The 15,484-nt window shown below is 71.2% G+C and carries 14 protein-coding genes; 12 read left to right on the top strand and 2 right to left on the bottom strand.

Annotated features, from left to right (window positions below):
* Positions 1-27 precede the first annotated feature (27 nt).
* From VZF99_RS08905 to VZF99_RS08880, 6 genes are all read left to right on the top strand, one after another.
* On the top strand, positions 28-1,659 hold the full coding sequence (locus tag VZF99_RS08905) for an AMP-binding protein (protein ID WP_119192411.1): 1,632 nt from the start codon (positions 28-30) through the stop codon (positions 1,657-1,659).
* A 175-nt stretch (positions 1,660-1,834) separates the two neighbouring features.
* Positions 1,835-2,620 carry an electron transfer flavoprotein subunit beta/FixA family protein gene (locus VZF99_RS08900; RefSeq protein WP_067718293.1) on the top strand — a complete coding sequence of 262 codons (786 nt, stop codon included), beginning with the start codon at positions 1,835-1,837 and terminating at the stop codon, positions 2,618-2,620.
* Positions 2,621-2,672: 52 nt separating this feature from the next.
* Positions 2,673-3,623, top strand: coding sequence for an electron transfer flavoprotein subunit alpha/FixB family protein (locus VZF99_RS08895; RefSeq protein ID WP_067718290.1), 951 nt, complete (start codon positions 2,673-2,675; stop codon positions 3,621-3,623).
* A 92-nt stretch (positions 3,624-3,715) separates the two neighbouring features.
* Positions 3,716-4,912: a cysteine desulfurase family protein gene (locus tag VZF99_RS08890; RefSeq protein ID WP_407334556.1), complete on the top strand. Its 1,197-nt coding sequence runs from the start codon at positions 3,716-3,718 to the stop codon at positions 4,910-4,912.
* On the top strand, positions 4,909-6,039 hold the full coding sequence (gene mnmA, locus VZF99_RS08885) for a tRNA 2-thiouridine(34) synthase MnmA (RefSeq protein ID WP_120283571.1): 1,131 nt from the start codon (positions 4,909-4,911) through the stop codon (positions 6,037-6,039). Before VZF99_RS08890 ends, mnmA begins: the two co-directional genes overlap by 4 nt.
* The gene (locus VZF99_RS08880; protein WP_407334555.1) at positions 6,036-7,124 is read left to right on the top strand and encodes a cobalamin-independent methionine synthase; all 1,089 of its coding nucleotides are present in this window, start codon (positions 6,036-6,038) and stop codon (positions 7,122-7,124) included. Before mnmA ends, VZF99_RS08880 begins: the two co-directional genes overlap by 4 nt.
* Before the next feature lie 31 nt (positions 7,125-7,155).
* On the opposite strand, the gene VZF99_RS08875 is transcribed toward VZF99_RS08880, so the two are convergent.
* Positions 7,156-7,851 carry an exonuclease domain-containing protein gene (locus VZF99_RS08875; RefSeq protein ID WP_407334554.1) on the bottom strand — a complete coding sequence of 232 codons (696 nt, stop codon included), beginning with the start codon at positions 7,849-7,851 and terminating at the stop codon, positions 7,156-7,158.
* Between the two features lie 59 nt (positions 7,852-7,910).
* On the opposite strand from VZF99_RS08875, the gene ligA reads away from it, so the two are divergent.
* Together ligA and VZF99_RS08865 are read left to right on the top strand one after the other, a co-directional pair.
* On the top strand, positions 7,911-10,109 hold the full coding sequence (gene ligA / locus VZF99_RS08870; RefSeq protein WP_407334553.1) for an NAD-dependent DNA ligase LigA: 2,199 nt from the start codon (positions 7,911-7,913) through the stop codon (positions 10,107-10,109).
* A complete protein-coding gene (locus VZF99_RS08865; RefSeq protein WP_407334552.1) occupies positions 10,106-10,480 on the top strand; it encodes a hypothetical protein in 375 nt (124 codons plus the stop codon). The genes ligA and VZF99_RS08865 overlap by 4 nt, the downstream gene beginning before the upstream one ends.
* Before the next feature lie 48 nt (positions 10,481-10,528).
* Here the strand turns inward: VZF99_RS08865 and VZF99_RS08860 are convergent, their stop codons facing one another.
* Complete coding sequence (locus VZF99_RS08860) at positions 10,529-11,182, bottom strand: amino acid-binding protein (protein WP_253001926.1); 654 nt, start codon at positions 11,180-11,182, stop codon at positions 10,529-10,531.
* 77 nt (positions 11,183-11,259) lie between these two features.
* Here VZF99_RS08860 and gatC point away from each other — a divergent pair, with 77 nt between their 5' ends.
* The 4 genes from gatC to VZF99_RS08840 are packed head-to-tail and all read left to right on the top strand — an operon-like array spanning position 11,260 to position 15,484.
* The gene (gatC, locus tag VZF99_RS08855) at positions 11,260-11,559 is read left to right on the top strand and encodes an Asp-tRNA(Asn)/Glu-tRNA(Gln) amidotransferase subunit GatC (protein ID WP_067718272.1); all 300 of its coding nucleotides are present in this window, start codon (positions 11,260-11,262) and stop codon (positions 11,557-11,559) included.
* A complete protein-coding gene (gene gatA / locus VZF99_RS08850; RefSeq protein ID WP_407334551.1) occupies positions 11,556-13,010 on the top strand; it encodes an Asp-tRNA(Asn)/Glu-tRNA(Gln) amidotransferase subunit GatA in 1,455 nt (484 codons plus the stop codon). The genes gatC and gatA overlap by 4 nt, the downstream gene beginning before the upstream one ends.
* Positions 13,007-14,392, top strand: a complete 1,386-nt coding sequence (locus VZF99_RS08845) for a DHA2 family efflux MFS transporter permease subunit (RefSeq protein WP_069389664.1) — start codon at positions 13,007-13,009, stop codon at positions 14,390-14,392. Before gatA ends, VZF99_RS08845 begins: the two co-directional genes overlap by 4 nt.
* Before the next feature lie 57 nt (positions 14,393-14,449).
* On the top strand, positions 14,450-15,484 hold the full coding sequence (locus VZF99_RS08840) for an ATP-dependent 6-phosphofructokinase (RefSeq protein ID WP_407334550.1): 1,035 nt from the start codon (positions 14,450-14,452) through the stop codon (positions 15,482-15,484).

Below are 15,484 nucleotides of genomic sequence, written 5' to 3'. Positions count from 1 at the left end.
GTGCCCACGGAAGGCGGCCACACCCCGATGACAGCGAACTCCGGACTCGACACCGCGCTCACCCCGCTGAGCTTCCTCGAGAAGGCCGCGCGCGTCTCACCCGACGCCACCGCGGTCGTCGACGGCCCGCGCCGTCAGACCTACGCCGAGTTCGCCGACCGGGCCACCCGGCTGGCCTCCCTGCTGAAGATGCGCGGCGTGGCGCGCGGTGACCGGGTGGGCGTCCTGGCGCCGAACTCGGCCGAGGCGCTGCTCGCGCAGTTCGGCGTCCCCCTCGCGGGCGGCGCCGTGGTCGCGCTCAACACCCGCCTCGCCCCGGCCGAGATCGCCTACATCGTGGAGCACGCCGGGATCGCCGTCCTCATCGCCGACGCGGAACTCCTCGCGGGGCTGGGCGACGAGGTCCCCGACGCGCTGCGTCTCGTCCTGGTCGCCCCGGACGCCGACGGCACGCAACCCGACCCGGCCCGCTTCGGCCCGCGCGCCGAGGCCCTGGAGGACGCCCTCGCGTCCGCCTCCCCTCAGCCGGTCTCGTGGACGGTCGCCGACGAGGACTCCGTCATCGCGGTCAACTACACCTCCGGCACCACCGGCCGACCCAAGGGCGTCATGTACACGCACCGGGGCGCCTACCTCAACTCCCTCGGCGAGATCGTCACCCAGGGCCTGGACGCCGACTCGAAGTACCTCTGGACGCTGCCCATGTTCCACTGCAACGGGTGGTGCACGACCTGGGCGCTGACCGGTGCGAGGGGGACCCACGTGTGTCTGCGCGCCGTCCGCGGGGACGAGATCTGGAGACTGTTCGACGACGAGGGGGTCAACCGTCTGGCCGGTGCACCAGCCGTGTTGTCCACCATCGCCGACGACCCGGCCGCCCGGCCGATCGACGGGATCCGCATGGTCACCGCCGGGGCCCCGCCCTCGCCGACCATCCTGCGCCGATTCGAGGACCTCGGCATCGACGTCACCCAGGTGTACGGACTGACCGAGACCTACGGCCCGTTCACGGTGTGCACCCCGCAGCCCGGATGGGCCGACCTGGACCCGGACGAGCGGGCCGGGCTCAAGTCGCGCCAGGGCGTCGCCATGATCCACGCCGACACCGTGCGCGTGGTCGAGCGCACCTCACCGGGGGAGACCCGGCTGGTCGACGTCCCCGCCGACGGCGTGACCATGGGCGAGGTCGTCATGACCGGCAACGGGGTCATGAAGGGGTACTTCGGCGACCCCGAGGCCACGGCCACCGCGTTCGCCGGCGGGTGGTTCCACTCCGGCGACCTGGGCGTCATGCACCCGGACGGATACGTGCAACTGCTGGACCGCGCCAAGGACGTCGTGGTCTCCGGCGGCGAGAACATCTCCACCATCGAGGTCGAGCAGGCGGTCGTGTCCCACCCCGACGTGGTCGACTGCGCGGTCGTGTCCATGCCCGACGAGAAGTGGGGCGAGCGGCCCAAGGCCTACGTCGTGGTGAGGCCGGGCTCCACGCTCGACGAGGCCGCCGTGATCGAGCACTGCCGGACCAGGATCGCGCGCTACAAGGTGCCCGGTGCGGTGGAGTTGACCGAGGCCCTGCCCCGGACGTCGACCGGAAAGGTCCGCAAGAACGAACTGCGCGACGCCGCCTGGTCGGGCTGGGACAAGCGCATCAACTGAACCACCCGCCCCACCCGGTGGCCGCCGACCGGGCGCCGTGCCCCGCCGCCGACCGCCCCGGCCCCGTCACCGCGGCCGCGGCCGCGTTATTGTGTCTGGCAGGACCACAATCCGGTGCGCCCGGTCTAGACGGGGGCGCACCCCGCCCCGACTCGCAGGAGGTCGACGCAGGCCCATGACGAACATCGTCGTACTGATCAAGCAGGTTCCCGACACCTATTCCGAGCGCAAGCTCACGGACGGGGACTACACCCTGGACCGCGAGGCCGCGGACGCGGTCCTGGACGAGATCAACGAGAAGGCCGTCGAGCAGGCGCTCCAGATCAAGGAGGCCCACGGCGGCGAGGTGACCGTCCTGTGCGCCGGTCCGGACCGCGCCACCGAGGCCATCCGCAAGGCCCTGTCCATGGGCGCCGACAAGGCCGTCCACCTCAACGACGAGGCCCTGCACGGTTCCGACGTCGTCCAGACCTCGTGGGCCCTGGCCAACGTGCTGGGCACCATCGAGGGCACCGAGCTGGTCATCGCCGGCAACGAGGCCACCGACGGCCGCATGGGTGCCGTCCCGGCCATCCTCGCCGAGTACCTCGGCCTCCCGCAGCTGACGCACATGCGCACCCTGGAGATCGCCGACGGCGTCGCCAAGGGCGAGCGTGAGACCGACGAGGGCATCTTCGAGGTCGAGGCCACCCTGCCGTGCGTCGTCTCCGTCGGCGAGAAGATCAACGAGCCGCGGTTCCCGTCCTTCAAGGGCATCATGGCCGCCAAGAAGAAGCCGGTCGAGTCCCTCACCCTGGCCGACGCCGGCGTCGAGGCCGCCCAGGTGGGCAAGGACAACGCCGCGTCCAGCGTCACCTCCGCGAGCCCCAAGCCGCCGCGCGCCGCCGGCGAGAAGGTCACCGACGAGGGCGAAGGCGGCAACGACGTCGCCAAGTACCTCGTGTCGCAGAAGCTCATCTGACGCGAACTCACCCCGACCGACTCATCCCAGTCTTTTTCAAGGAGAATCCACCATGGCTGAAGTCCTCGTCGCGGTCGAGCACGTCGACGGCGAACTCAAGAAGGTGTCCCTCGAGCTGCTGACCGCCGCTCGTGCCCTCGGAGAGCCCTCCGCGGTCGTCTTCGGTGAGACCGGCACCGCCGCCGCGCTCACCGATGCCCTCAAGGAGGCCGGCGCGGAGAAGATCTACGTCGCCGAGGGTGACGCGGTCCAGAACTACCTCGTCACCCCCAAGGTCGACGTCCTGGCCGGCCTCGCCGAGCAGGGTGCGGCCGCGATCGTCCTGGCCGCCACGTTCGAGGGCAAGGAGGTCGCGGGTCGTCTCGCGGCCCGCACAGGCTCCGGCACCCTGTGTGACGTCGTGGAGATCAAGTCCGACGGTTCGGCCGTCCACTCGATCTTCGGTGGCGCCTTCACCGTCGAGGCGACCGTCTCCGGCGAGACCCCGATCTACACGCTGCGTCCGGGCTCCGTCGAGGCCGCCCCGGCCGCCGGCGCCGGCGAGGTCGTCGAGGTGCAGGTCCCCGAGCCCGAGAACGCCGCCAAGGTCATCTCGCGCAACCCGATCGTGGGCGGCGACCGCCCCGAGCTCACCGAGGCGACCGTCGTCGTCTCCGGTGGTCGTGGCGTCGGCTCCGCGGACAACTTCGAGAAGGTCGTCGAGCCGCTCGCCGACTCGCTCAAGGCCGCCGTCGGCGCGTCACGCGCCGCTGTGGACTCGGGCTACTACCCGGGCCAGTTCCAGGTCGGCCAGACCGGCAAGACCGTGTCGCCGCAGCTGTACATCGCCCTCGGTATCTCGGGCGCCATCCAGCACCGCGCCGGCATGCAGACGTCGAAGACCATCGTCGCCGTCAACAAGGACGAGGAGGCCCCGATCTTCGAGATCGCGGACTACGGCATCGTCGGCGACCTGTTCAGCGTCGCCCCGCAGCTCACCGAGGCCATCAACGCTCGTAAGTGAGCAGGACGCACCGCGTCCACCAGCGTCACCCGGACCCCGGCACCCCTGCGGTGCCGGGGTCCGGCGCGTTCGGGCGTATCCTTGCCAGCGATATGCCCACCACCCGCTCCGTGCACTATCTCGACCACGCCGCGACCACCCCGATGCGTGCGGCGGCCGTCGCCGCCTACGCAGAGGCGTCCTCCGCGGTCGGCAACGCGTCCTCGCTCCACGGCTCCGGACGCCGCGCCCGTCGCCGCGTCGAGGAGGCCCGCGAGTCGCTCGCGCACCATCTCGGCTGCCGGCCGTCAGAGGTGGTGTTCACCTCCGGCGGGACGGAGTCCGACAATCTCGCCGTTCTCGGGCAGGTGGGTGCCTCGGCGGGCGACGTGGTGGCCGTGGGGGCGACCGAGCACCACTCCGTCCTCGACGCCGCCGCCCACCTGGCGACCGACCGTGGCGGTCGGAAGGCCGTCCGGGTGTTGCCCGTGGACCCCCGCGGCGCCGTCACCCCGGCAACGGTCCGTGACCTCGCCGACGAGCTCGGCCCGCGACTGGCCCTCGTGGCCATGATGCTCGGGAACAACGAGACCGGGACCCTCACGGATGTCGCGGCGGCGGCCGGCCCGGCCCGCGCGGTGGGTGCGGCCGTCCACACCGATGCCGTCCAGGCCGTCGGGCACGTCCCGGTCGACTTCTCCGGCCTCGGCGTGACCTCGCTCAGTCTCTCCGCGCACAAGTTCGGTGGCCCGCTGGGTGTCGGCGCCCTGCTCCTCGACCGGGGTGCCGACTGCGTGCCGATCGGGTACGGGGGCGGTCAGGAGCGGGACCTGCGGTCCGGATCCGTGGACGTGCCCGGGGTCGTCGCGATGGCCGTCGCGCTCGAGGAAGCGGTCCGGGAGATGGAGTCCGAGGCCCTGCGTCTGAGCCGGTTGCGCGATCGACTCGTCGCCGGTGTGCTCGCCGAGGTCCCCGGCGCGATCGCCAACGGAGGCGGGGATCGCCTGCCCGGCATCGCCAACCTCACCTTCCCCGGTTGTTCCGGCGAATCGCTCATCCTGCTGCTCGACGCCGCCGGGATCGAATGTTCCACGGGGTCGGCCTGCACCGCCGGTGTGGCCGAGCCGAGTCACGTCCTGCTGGCCCTCGGTGCCGACGAGGCCGCTGCCCGCAGCAGTCTGCGACTGAGCCTGGGGCACACCACCACCGAGGACGACGTCGACGCCGCCATCGCCGCGATCGGGCCCGCGGCCGAACGCGCCCGCGTCGCCGGTCTCGGGCTCGCCCGCACCGGGGTGGCCGCATCATGAGGGTCCTCGCCGCCATGAGCGGGGGAGTGGACTCCGCCGTCGCCGCCGCCCGTGCCGTCGCCGCCGGACACGACGTCGTGGGCGTCCACCTCGCCCTCAGCGCGGACCCCGCGACCCTGCGAACGGGATCGCGCGGATGCTGCTCGCGGGAGGACGCGGGGGACGCCCGTCGGGTCGCCGACCTGCTGGGCATCCCGTTCTACGTGTGGGACTTCGCCGAGCGCTTCCGTGCCGACGTGATCGACGACTTCGTCGAGTCCTACGCCCGGGGTGAGACACCCAATCCGTGCCTCCGGTGCAACGAGCGCATCAAGTTCGAGGCGCTCCTCGAGCGGGGCATCGCGCTCGGCTTCGACGCCGTCGCCACCGGCCACTACGCGCAGGTGTCGTCCGAGGAACTGCCCGACGGCACCCGACGGCCGGTCCTTCGTCGCGCCGTGGACGACGCCAAGGACCAGTCGTACGTCCTCGGCGTGCTCACGCCGAAGCAGCTCGCGCACTCGATGTTCCCCCTCGGGGACTCGCTCAAGTCGCAGGTCCGCGCCGAGGCCGACGCGGCCGGGTTGCCCGTCGCCTCCAAGCCCGACAGTCATGACATCTGCTTCATCCCCTCCGGCGACACCCGCGCCTTCCTCGGGGCGCGGATCGGTATGCGGCCCGGGGCGGTCGTCGACGCGGACACCGGCGACGAACTCGGCCGCCACGAGGGCATCCACGGGTTCACCATCGGCCAGCGCAAGGGCCTCGGGGTCAGCGGCCCCGCCGCGGACGGTCGGCCCCGCTACGTCACCGCGATCGACGCCGACAGCGGCACCGTCACAGTCGGTGGCGCGGACCACCTGCTCTCGTCCGGCATGACCGCGTCCTCGCCCTACTGGCTCGTCGACGACGACATCCGCGAGACCGACTGCCGGGTGCAGATCCGCGCCCATGGCGAGGCGACCCCGGGACACGTCCGACGCCTCGGCGACGGACCGGATGCCCGGCTCGAGATCACGCTCGACGAGCCGATCCGCGGCGTGGCTCCGGGCCAGGCCGCCGTGTTGTACAGGTCCGAGCCGGGCGGCGACCGCGTTCTGGGGAGTGGAACCATCTCCGCGTCCCGCCCGGCCGCGGAGACCACGTGACGCCGCGGGGCGTGGGCCCGTCCAGCACCGGGCCCGGTCCCATGCCCGGCACCGACCCCCGTGAATCGGCGCGGATGGTCATGGGGGAATGCCACGCGCTGCCGTTCCTGCCCGAACTACCGGATCGCGGCCCCGGGGCCGACCAGATCGGCCGCACGCTGGCGCTGCTCGCCGACCTGCCGGTCGACGTGTCGCCACGCGGATGGCGACTCGCGGACTCGCCGGGGCGCCTCGCCCGCCGGGCCGCCGACTTCCTCGACCGGGACGCCGACGCCCTCGAGGAGGCCGACGAGCGGGCCCGGGATCCCGAGGGGGACCCCGCCACCGACTCCCGTCGTCTGCAGGTCCGTGTGGTGGGCCCGTGGTCCCTCGCGGCCGGGGTGGAACTGCCCGGCGGGTTTCCCGTCCTCAGCGACCGCGGTGCCCGGCGAGACCTGGCCGCCTCCCTGGCGGAGGGCGCGAGTGCGCGTGCCGTGCGGCTGGCGGGCCGGATAGGGGCAGGCGCACGGATCCTGCTGGACGAGCCCCTGCTCTGGCATGTCGCCGCCGGGACGGTCCGTTCGCCCAGCCGTCTCGACCCGATCGCGGCCGTCCCGCCTGATCAACTCGCCCTGTCGCTCTGCCGGTTCGCCGATGCGCTCCGCGACGCCGGGGCCGTGGAGGTCCTGATCCGGCTCCCGGTCACCTCCGACCCGGGGGCGCCCCCGGTCTGGGAGGTCGTAAGCGACCCCCCGCGGGGTGAGACTCCGCTCGACGGGGTGTGCCTGGCGGCCGCCCCGCTGCACGAAGTCCGGTCGCATGCCGCGCTCGATGCCGCCGGAACGGTGCTCGGCGACGGCGGGATCCTCCACCTGGAGGGCCTACCCGGTGGCGGCCCGCCGCCACGCACCGTGGCTGAGGCAGAGGACACCGCGGTCGGGCTGCTCGCCCTGCTCGACCGACTGTGCGCGCCCAGGTACTTGAGCCTGGGCCGCGTCGTCCTGACGCCGACCTCCGAGGAGACCTCGACCGGTGACGACCGTGCAGCGGACGCCCTCCGGGGCGCCCGTCTGGTGGCCGAGACTACCCCACGGGTGGCGGAGTAACAGACGACGCGGAGTAACAGACAACGCGGCGCTACAGCACCGCCATCGGCCAGAGGATGTTGACGTCGGACGAGTCCTTGCCGGACCGCTCCAGGTACGCGACGAAGTCCCGCTGGCGCGTCTCGTGCCAACTCGCCTGTCGCGCATTGACCTCCCGCCAGTCCGGACTCGACAGTTCCTGCTGACCGCCCAGCATCTTCCACGCCAGCCGGGCGGCGGCGAGTGCATCCGCCGCGGCCTCGTGGGCGCTGTCCAGTCGTACCCCGTGTAGACCGCACAGGGCCTCAAGCGTCCGCTTGCCCTTCCGGTAGGGATCCACCGCACGGTCCACGACGTACGGGTCGATCACGGGACCGAGGATCTCGAACGACGGGTCCCACCGGCGCAGAATAGTCAGGTCGTAGCAGGCGTTGAACACGACGAGCGTGCGTCCCTCGCCCCATCCCCGGCGGATGGCGGCCACCGTCTCGGCGATGACCTCGGCATGGGGACGGCCGTTCTCGCGGGCATGGGCCGTGGTGATGCCGTGGACCGCCGTCGCCCCCTCGGGAATGTCTATCCCCGGGTCGGCGAGCCAGTTCCGCTCCTTCTTGTGCTGCCCGTCTATCGCGATGAGGGCAGAGGAGACGACGTGGGCGGTCCGGGGGTCGGGACCGGTGGTCTCGAGGTCGAACGCGAGCAGTCGGTTCCGGTCGATGGCGAGCGGGAGCTGTGTGTGGGTTGTCATGGGCTCACCGTAGGGCAGCGCTCCGACATCGAGGCCCCGCCCGGCATTACCCTGTCCCTGTGAGCCTTCCCGATGACAACAGTCAGCCCGTCGGCACGGGGGACATCCCGCCCGAGGTGCGGCAGGAGTGGACCGAGCTCGCGGAGACGGTCCGCGATCACCAGTTCCGCTACTACGTCAAGGACGCGCCCATCGTCTCCGACGCCGAGTTCGACCGGCTCTTCGGCGAGTTGCAGGCGCTCGAGGAGACGCACCCGGGGCTGCGGAGCGCCGACTCACCCACCCAATTGGTCGGCGGCGGCTTCTCGACGGATTTCGCTCCGGTCGAGCACCTCGAGCGGATGACCAGCCTGGACAACGTGTTCTCCGAGGAGGAGTTGCGCGACTGGGTCGCCTCCGCCGTCGAGCAGGCGGGCGTCCCGGAGGACAGCCTGCCGTTCCTGTGCGAGGTCAAGATCGACGGCGTGGCATTGGACCTCGTCTACCGTGACGGGAAGTTGGTCAGCGCCGCCACGCGCGGTGACGGCCGTACGGGAGAGGACGTGACCCTCAACGCGCGGACCATCGACGACATCCCGGTGACGCTCACCCCGTCGGACGACCGCCCGGTGCCCTCGCTCATCGAGGTGCGGGGCGAGGTCTTCTTCCGGCTCGAGGACTTCGCCGAGCTCAACGCCCGTCTGGTGGCGGAGGGCAAGGCGCCGTTCGCCAACCCGCGCAACAGTGCGGCCGGGTCGCTGCGCCAGAAGAACCCCGCCATCACCGCCCAGCGCCGGCTCGGCATGTACTGCCACGGTCTCGGCGCGGTCGAGGGCGCGACCTTCGAGAGCCTCCACGACGTCTACCTCGCCCTCGCCGACTGGGGCCTGCCCGTCTCACCGCACACCGCGCCCGCCACCGGGGTGGAGGAGGTGGTCGAGCGGATGAGGTTCTGGGGTGAGCACCGCAGCGACCCCGAACACGAGATCGACGGTCTCGTCGTGAAGATCGACGACCGCGCGGTCCAACGCCGACTCGGCCAGACCTCCCGCGCGCCGCGGTGGGCCATCGCCTACAAGTACCCGCCCGAGGAGGTCATGACGACACTCCTGGACATCCGGGTCTCCGTCGGGCGCACCGGACGGGTCACCCCCTTCGCTCACATGGAGCCGGTCACGGTCGCCGGTTCGACGGTCTCGTTGGCCACCCTCCACAATCAGACCGAGGTGATCCGCAAGGGCGTGTTGATCGGCGACACCGTGGTGATCCGCAAGGCCGGTGACGTGATCCCCGAGGTCCTCGGCCCGGTGGTCGAGCGGCGCGACGGCACCGAGCGCGAGTTCGTCTTCCCCGAACGTTGTCCGGAGTGCGATACGGTCCTGGCCCCGGCGAAGGAGGGCGACGCCGACTGGCGCTGCCCCAATCAGCGTTCGTGTCCCGCCCAGCTGCGGGAGCGGCTGTTCTATCTGGCCTCGCGCAACGCCCTGGACATCGAGGCGCTCGGGTACGAGGGCGCCTCGGACCTGCTGACCAGCGGGGTGCTGGTCAACGAGGCCGGACTGTTCGATCTCACCGAAGCCGACCTGCTCAGGACAGACCTCTACACCCGCGTCGACAAAGCCACCCGCAAGCAGATCGAGGCGGGGGCCGAACCCGAACGCACCGTGCTCACCGAGAACGGTCGCAAGCTGCTGGCCAACCTCGCCACCGCCCGGGACCGACCGCTCTGGCGGGTACTGGTCGCGCTGTCGATCCGACACGTGGGCCCCACGGCCGCGCGCGCCCTGGCGACCCGGTTCGGGACCATGGAGGCCATCCGCGCCGCGTCCGAGGAGGAACTGGCGGAGACGGACGGGGTCGGGTCGACCATCGCGGCCTCGGTGGTCGAGTGGTTCGACGTCGACTGGCACCGCGAGATCGTCGACCGCTGGACCGCCGCAGGTGTCTCGATGGCCGACGAGCGCGACGAATCGATCCCGCGGACGCTGGAGGGACTGACGATCGTGGCGACCGGCTCACTCGAGGGCTTCACGCGCGACGGCATCAAGGAGGCGATCATCGCTCGCGGCGGCAAGGCCTCCGGGTCGGTCTCCAAAAAAACCGACTACGTCGTGGTGGGCGACAACCCGGGGTCCAAAGCGGCCAAGGCCGAGGAGTTGGGCCTGACGATCCTGGACGAGGCCGGCTTCGTCGACCTGATGGACAACGGTCCGGCCGGGGCGGGGCAAGGGGACGTGGATCCGGAGGTGGACGCGGAACCGGAGCAGACCGACCCGTGACCCCGATAACGCCCCTCGTCCAGTTCCCCTGGCCGTTGTTCCTCGGAGCGGGCGTCGGTCTCGCGCTCGCGGTCGGTGTCTCCCTCCGTGGTCTGCGGAGCGAGCGTCGCCGGCGCATCCTCGCGGTGTCGGCCTCCGCCGTGGCGGGGGCGTCGACCGGAGCGTTCGCCGGACTGGTGTGGCTCTGGGGCGGCCCGATGTCGAAGCCGGTCTCCTGCCTCTACTCGTGTAACGAAGTCGCGCAGTTCCTGACGAACGAGCAGTTCCGTCAGATCGTCCTCATGACGGACCTGGCATGGGTCCTGCCGGTCACAGCGCTGCTCTTCGCGGCGGTCGCGGTGTGGTCGTGGCGACGCGGACCCCGCCGCTGACCGACATCCGTGCCGGACCGGCGTCGAGGGAGCGGCGGGCCCGCCCGGTCAGCCGGCGTCGAGGGAGCGCAGGATCCCTGTGAGGTACCCCAGCCGAGCGACCTCGGACGGCCTGAACGAGGGACCGCCCGGTCGGCCCACCACGAGGATGTGCCCCGAGTTCAACGGCGCGGCCGCGAGCGAGGTGTCCATGGCCGTCCACTCCGCCGGCACGCCGTCGTCGTCGTCCAGTGCGGTCACCCGCTCCAGGCCGCACAGCACGGAGACCTCGCCGCCCTCCCACATCGGTGCGGACTCGCCCCGCGCGATCAGACGGCACCGTGCGTCCGCGGTCACCTCCACGACCAGCGCCCAGCCGACGCGCAGCGCGGCAGGGAGCTCGTCGGCGAGCAGTTGGGAGGCCCCGGCACCCGCCCCGGCGACGGCGTCGATGAGCTCGAGTTCCCGATGGGCGTCGAGGATCCCGCCGAACGGCCGCAGGGAGTCCACCATCACGCCGTCCAGGCGCTCAGCGGCGGTGATGAGGGCGTCCGGGAAGGTGCCGTGGGGGACGTCCACGACGATGTCGTCCACGGCGACCCCGTCGAACCGGTCCACCACGTCGAGACTGATGATGTCCGCGTCCACGGTCCCCAGCGCCACCGCGAGGGAGCCCAGACTGCCCGGTCGGTCGGGCAGCATGACACGGAGCAGATAAGACATGACGCCCATTGTGCCGCACGCATATGGGCTGACTAGGCTGGGCCGGTACCGACCACGTCACGGAAAGGGGCAGGCACGTGACCTCGATCTCACGCGGGGACGTCGCGCATCTGGCCAGGCTCTCCCGCCTGGAACTGAGCGACTCCGAGCTGGACTCGTTCGCACAGCAGCTCACCGACATCCTCGACCACGTGCAGGCGGTGTCCGAGGTCGCCGCGGAGGACGTGCCCGCGATGAGCCACCCCACCGCGATCACCAACGTCTACCGCGACGACGTGGTCACGCCCGGCCTCACCCCGGAGCAGGCACTCGACCAGGCCCCGGCGGCCGACGAACAGCGCTTCGAGGTTCCGCAGATCCTGGGGGAGGACGCATGACCGAGCTCACCACCGCCACCGCCGCCGAGCTGGCCGGGCGGATCGCCGCGCGGGAGGTGTCCTCGGAGGAGGTCACCCGTGCGCACCTGGACCGGATCGACGAGGTCGACGGCGAGATCAACGCCTTCCTCCACGTGGGCGCCGACGAGGCCCTCCTGGCGGCCCGGGACGTCGACTCCCGCCTGGCCGCCGGCGAGCAGCTCGGGCCGCTCGCCGGCGTGCCCATCGCCCTCAAGGATGTCTTCACCACCACCGACGCGCCCACCACGTGCGGCTCGCGGATCCTCGAGGGTTACCGTTCGCCGTACGACGCCACTGTCACCGCGCGACTGCGCGAGGCGGGGATCCCGATCCTCGGCAAGACCAACATGGACGAGTTCGCCATGGGGTCCTCGACCGAGAACTCGGCCTACGGCCCCACCCGCAACCCGTGGGATCCGAGCCGCACCCCCGGTGGTTCCGGCGGTGGCTCGGCCGCGGCGCTGGCCTCGCACCAGGCCCCGATCGCCATCGGTACCGACACCGGCGGGTCGATCCGCCAGCCCGCCGCGCTCACCGCGACGGTCGGCGTCAAGCCCACCTACGGGACGGTCTCGCGCTACGGTCTCGTCGCCTGCGCGTCGTCCCTCGACCAGGGCGGCCCCTGCGGCCGCACCGTCGAGGACACTGCGCTGCTGCACCAGGTCATCGCGGGGCACGACCCGCGCGACTCGACGAGCCTCGACGTGGCGGTCCCGGACGTCGTCGCCGCCGCCCGTGAGGGCGCGAAGGGTGACCTGACGGGCCTGCGGGTGGGCGTGGTCACGGAGTTCTCCGGCGAGGGCTACCAGCCCGGCGTCGAGGCGTCGTTCCGCGGCGCGGTGGACACCCTGCGCGACCTGGGTGCCGAGATCGTCGAGGTCTCGTGCCCCAACTTCCGCTACGCGCTGCCCGCCTACTACCTCATCCTCCCGTCCGAGGTCTCCAGCAACCTGGCACGCTTCGACGCCATGCGCTACGGCCTGCGGACCGGTGACGGGTCGGCCGACCAGGTCATGGCCGCCAGCCGCGAGGCGGGCTTCGGCCCCGAGGTCAAGCGCCGCATCATGCTCGGTACCTACGCGCTGTCGGCCGGCTACTACGACGCGTTCTACGGTCAGGCCCAGAAGGTGCGCACGCTCATCGCGCGCGACTTCGACGCGGCCTACGAGAAGGTCGACGTGCTGATCTCGCCGACCACGCCGACGACCGCGTTCCCGCTCGGGGACAAGGTGGAGGACCCGGTCGCGATGTACCAGTTCGACCTGTGCACCCTGCCGCTGAACCTGGCCGGCCACTGCGGGATGTCCGTGCCGTCCGGTCTGGTGGAGGGCCTGCCCGCCGGTCTGCAGATCATGGCACCGGCACTCGCCGACGACCGTCTCTACCGGGTCGGGGCCGCCTACGAGGCCGCGAGAGGCGCGATAGCGTGACGACCGTCCCCGAGAGGGACGCATGGAAGGCGCTCGCGGCACTCGTCATCGGGTTCTTCATGATCCTGGTGGACCAGACGATCGTGGCGGTGGCCACCGACGCGTTCGTCACCCAACTCGGCGCCACGACCAACCAGGTCATCTGGGTGACCAGCGCGTATCTGCTCGCCTACGTGGTGCCGTTGTTGTTCACCGGTCGGCTGGGGGACCAGATCGGGCCGCGACGGGTGTCGATCGCGGGCCTGGCGCTGTTCACCGGCGCCTCCCTGTGGTGCGGGTTGGCGCCCGACATCGAGACCCTCATCGTGGCGCGGGTGTTCCAGGGATTCGGCGCGGCACTGCTCACCCCTCAGTCGCTCAGCGTCATCACGCGCGTGTTCGCACCCGCGCGCCGCGGCGCAGCCATGGGTGCGTGGGGTGCGGTCGCGGGTATCGCCTCCGTGGTGGGTCCGGTCTTCGGCGGGGTGCTCATCGACGCGTTCGACTGGCGGTGGATCTTCTTCGTCAACATCCCGTTCGGTGTCCTCGCGGTGGTGTTGGTATGGCTCTGGGTCCCTGTACTGGAGACGAGGTCGCGCTCGTATGACGTAGCCGGGATCGTCCTGTCCGCCGTGGGCATGTTCCTGCTGGTGTTCGGGATCCAGCAGGGCGAGGAACACGGATGGGGCGGGACCACCGCCGGGTTCATCGCGGCGGGCGTGGTGGGTCTCGCCGTGTTCGTGTGGTGGCAGTCCCGCGTCCGCACCGAGCCGCTCGTTCCTCTACGACTGTTCCGGGATCGCAACTTCTCGATCGGGACGTTCGGCGTCTCGACGATCGGCTTCGTCACCGCCGGAACGATGGTGCCGCTCATGTTCTACCTCCAGGGGGTCAAGGAACTCAGCCCGACCCGCGCGGGGATGATGTTGCTGCCCATGGCCCTGATCGCGGGTGTTCTGGCGCCGCTGGTCGGACGCTGGGCGGATCGTCTCGATCCGCGGATCTTCACGGGCATCGGCTATTTCTCGTATGCGGTCTCCCTGTTCTGGCTCGCCCTGGTGATGGACGCCCAGACCTCGATCCCCGTCCTGCTCGGTCCGATCGCCCTCATGGGGGTGGCCAACGGGTGTGTGTGGGCCCCGACGTCGTCGACCGCGATGCGACGCCTCGAGTTGGCGTCGGCGGGCGCGGGATCCGGTGTCTACAACACCACCCGCCAGGTCGGGGCGGTGCTGGGGTCCGCCGCGATCGGCGCGGTGGTCCAGGCCCGGTTCGTCGCCCACGGTGACATCGGTCAGGCGGTGGCCGACGCGATGTTCCTCCCCGCCGTGGTCGTCCTGCTGGGAGGGCTGGCCACCATGGCGTTCCGTACCGGTGAACAGTCGGTGAGCCCGGGGCGGTGACCGCCGCGATGCGGGGCGGGCGGACCTAGACTGCGGGGTAACCGAGAGGAGCTCGACGTGCGTATAGGTGTACTGACCGCCGGCGGCGACTGTCCGGGACTCAACGCGGTCATCCGCGCCCTGGTCCGCACCGCCAACTCGGAGTACGACTCCCCGGTCCTGGGGTTCCAGGACGGGTGGGCCGGGCTGGTGAACGACCGTGCCGTACCGCTGTTCGACGACGAGGGCATCGATCGCATCCTGCTCCGCGGTGGCACGATCCTCGGAACCGGCCGCCTGAACCCCGACGTCCTGACGGCGAGTCTGCCGGTGATCCGCCAGACCCTCGAGCGCCACGCGATCGACGCGCTCGTCGCGATCGGTGGCGACGGCACGCTCAAGGCGGCCCGCTGGTTGACCGAGAACGGCATCCCCGTGGTGGGTGTGCCCAAGACCATCGACAACGACGTCGGAGGCACCGATTACACCTTCGGCTTCGACACCGCCGTCTCGATCGCCTCCGATGCCATCGACCGGCTGCACACGACGGCGGAGTCGCACGAGCGGGTCATGCTCGTCGAGGTGATGGGCAGGCACGCCGGGTGGATCGCACTGCACGCGGGCCTGGCGTCCGGTGCACACATGATCGTGATCCCCGAGGTCCCGTTCGACATCGACTACGTGTGCAAGGTGATGAAGCGCCGGTTCCAGATGGGGGAGGCGTACGGGATCTGTGTTGTCGCCGAGGGCGCCACGCCCGTCGAGGGGTCCGGCATGACGTTGCGCCGGGGAGGCAACGATCAGTTCGGCCACGAGGTGTTCACCGGGGTGGCCGACCAGATGGCCTCCGCGATCAAGGAGCGGATGAACCGTGACGTCCGGACGACCGTGCTGGGCCACATCCAGCGCGGCGGTACCCCGACCGCGTACGACCGCGTGCTCGCGACCCGTTTCGGGGTACACGCGGCGCACGCCGCGCACCGGGGGGATTTCGGTCAGATCGTCGCGCTCCGCGGGGAGTCGATCGAGATGGTGCCGGTAGAGGACGCGGTCGCCGTGCTCAAGACCGTCCCGGAGGACCGCTACCGCGAGGCCGCCTGCCTCTTCGGCTAG

Source organism: Dietzia kunjamensis, from assembly GCF_045689975.1.
Taxonomy (GTDB): domain Bacteria; phylum Actinomycetota; class Actinomycetes; order Mycobacteriales; family Mycobacteriaceae; genus Dietzia; species Dietzia kunjamensis.
The sequence above is the reverse complement of the archived record's forward strand: the minus strand, read 5'-3'. Positions and strand labels throughout refer to the sequence as shown.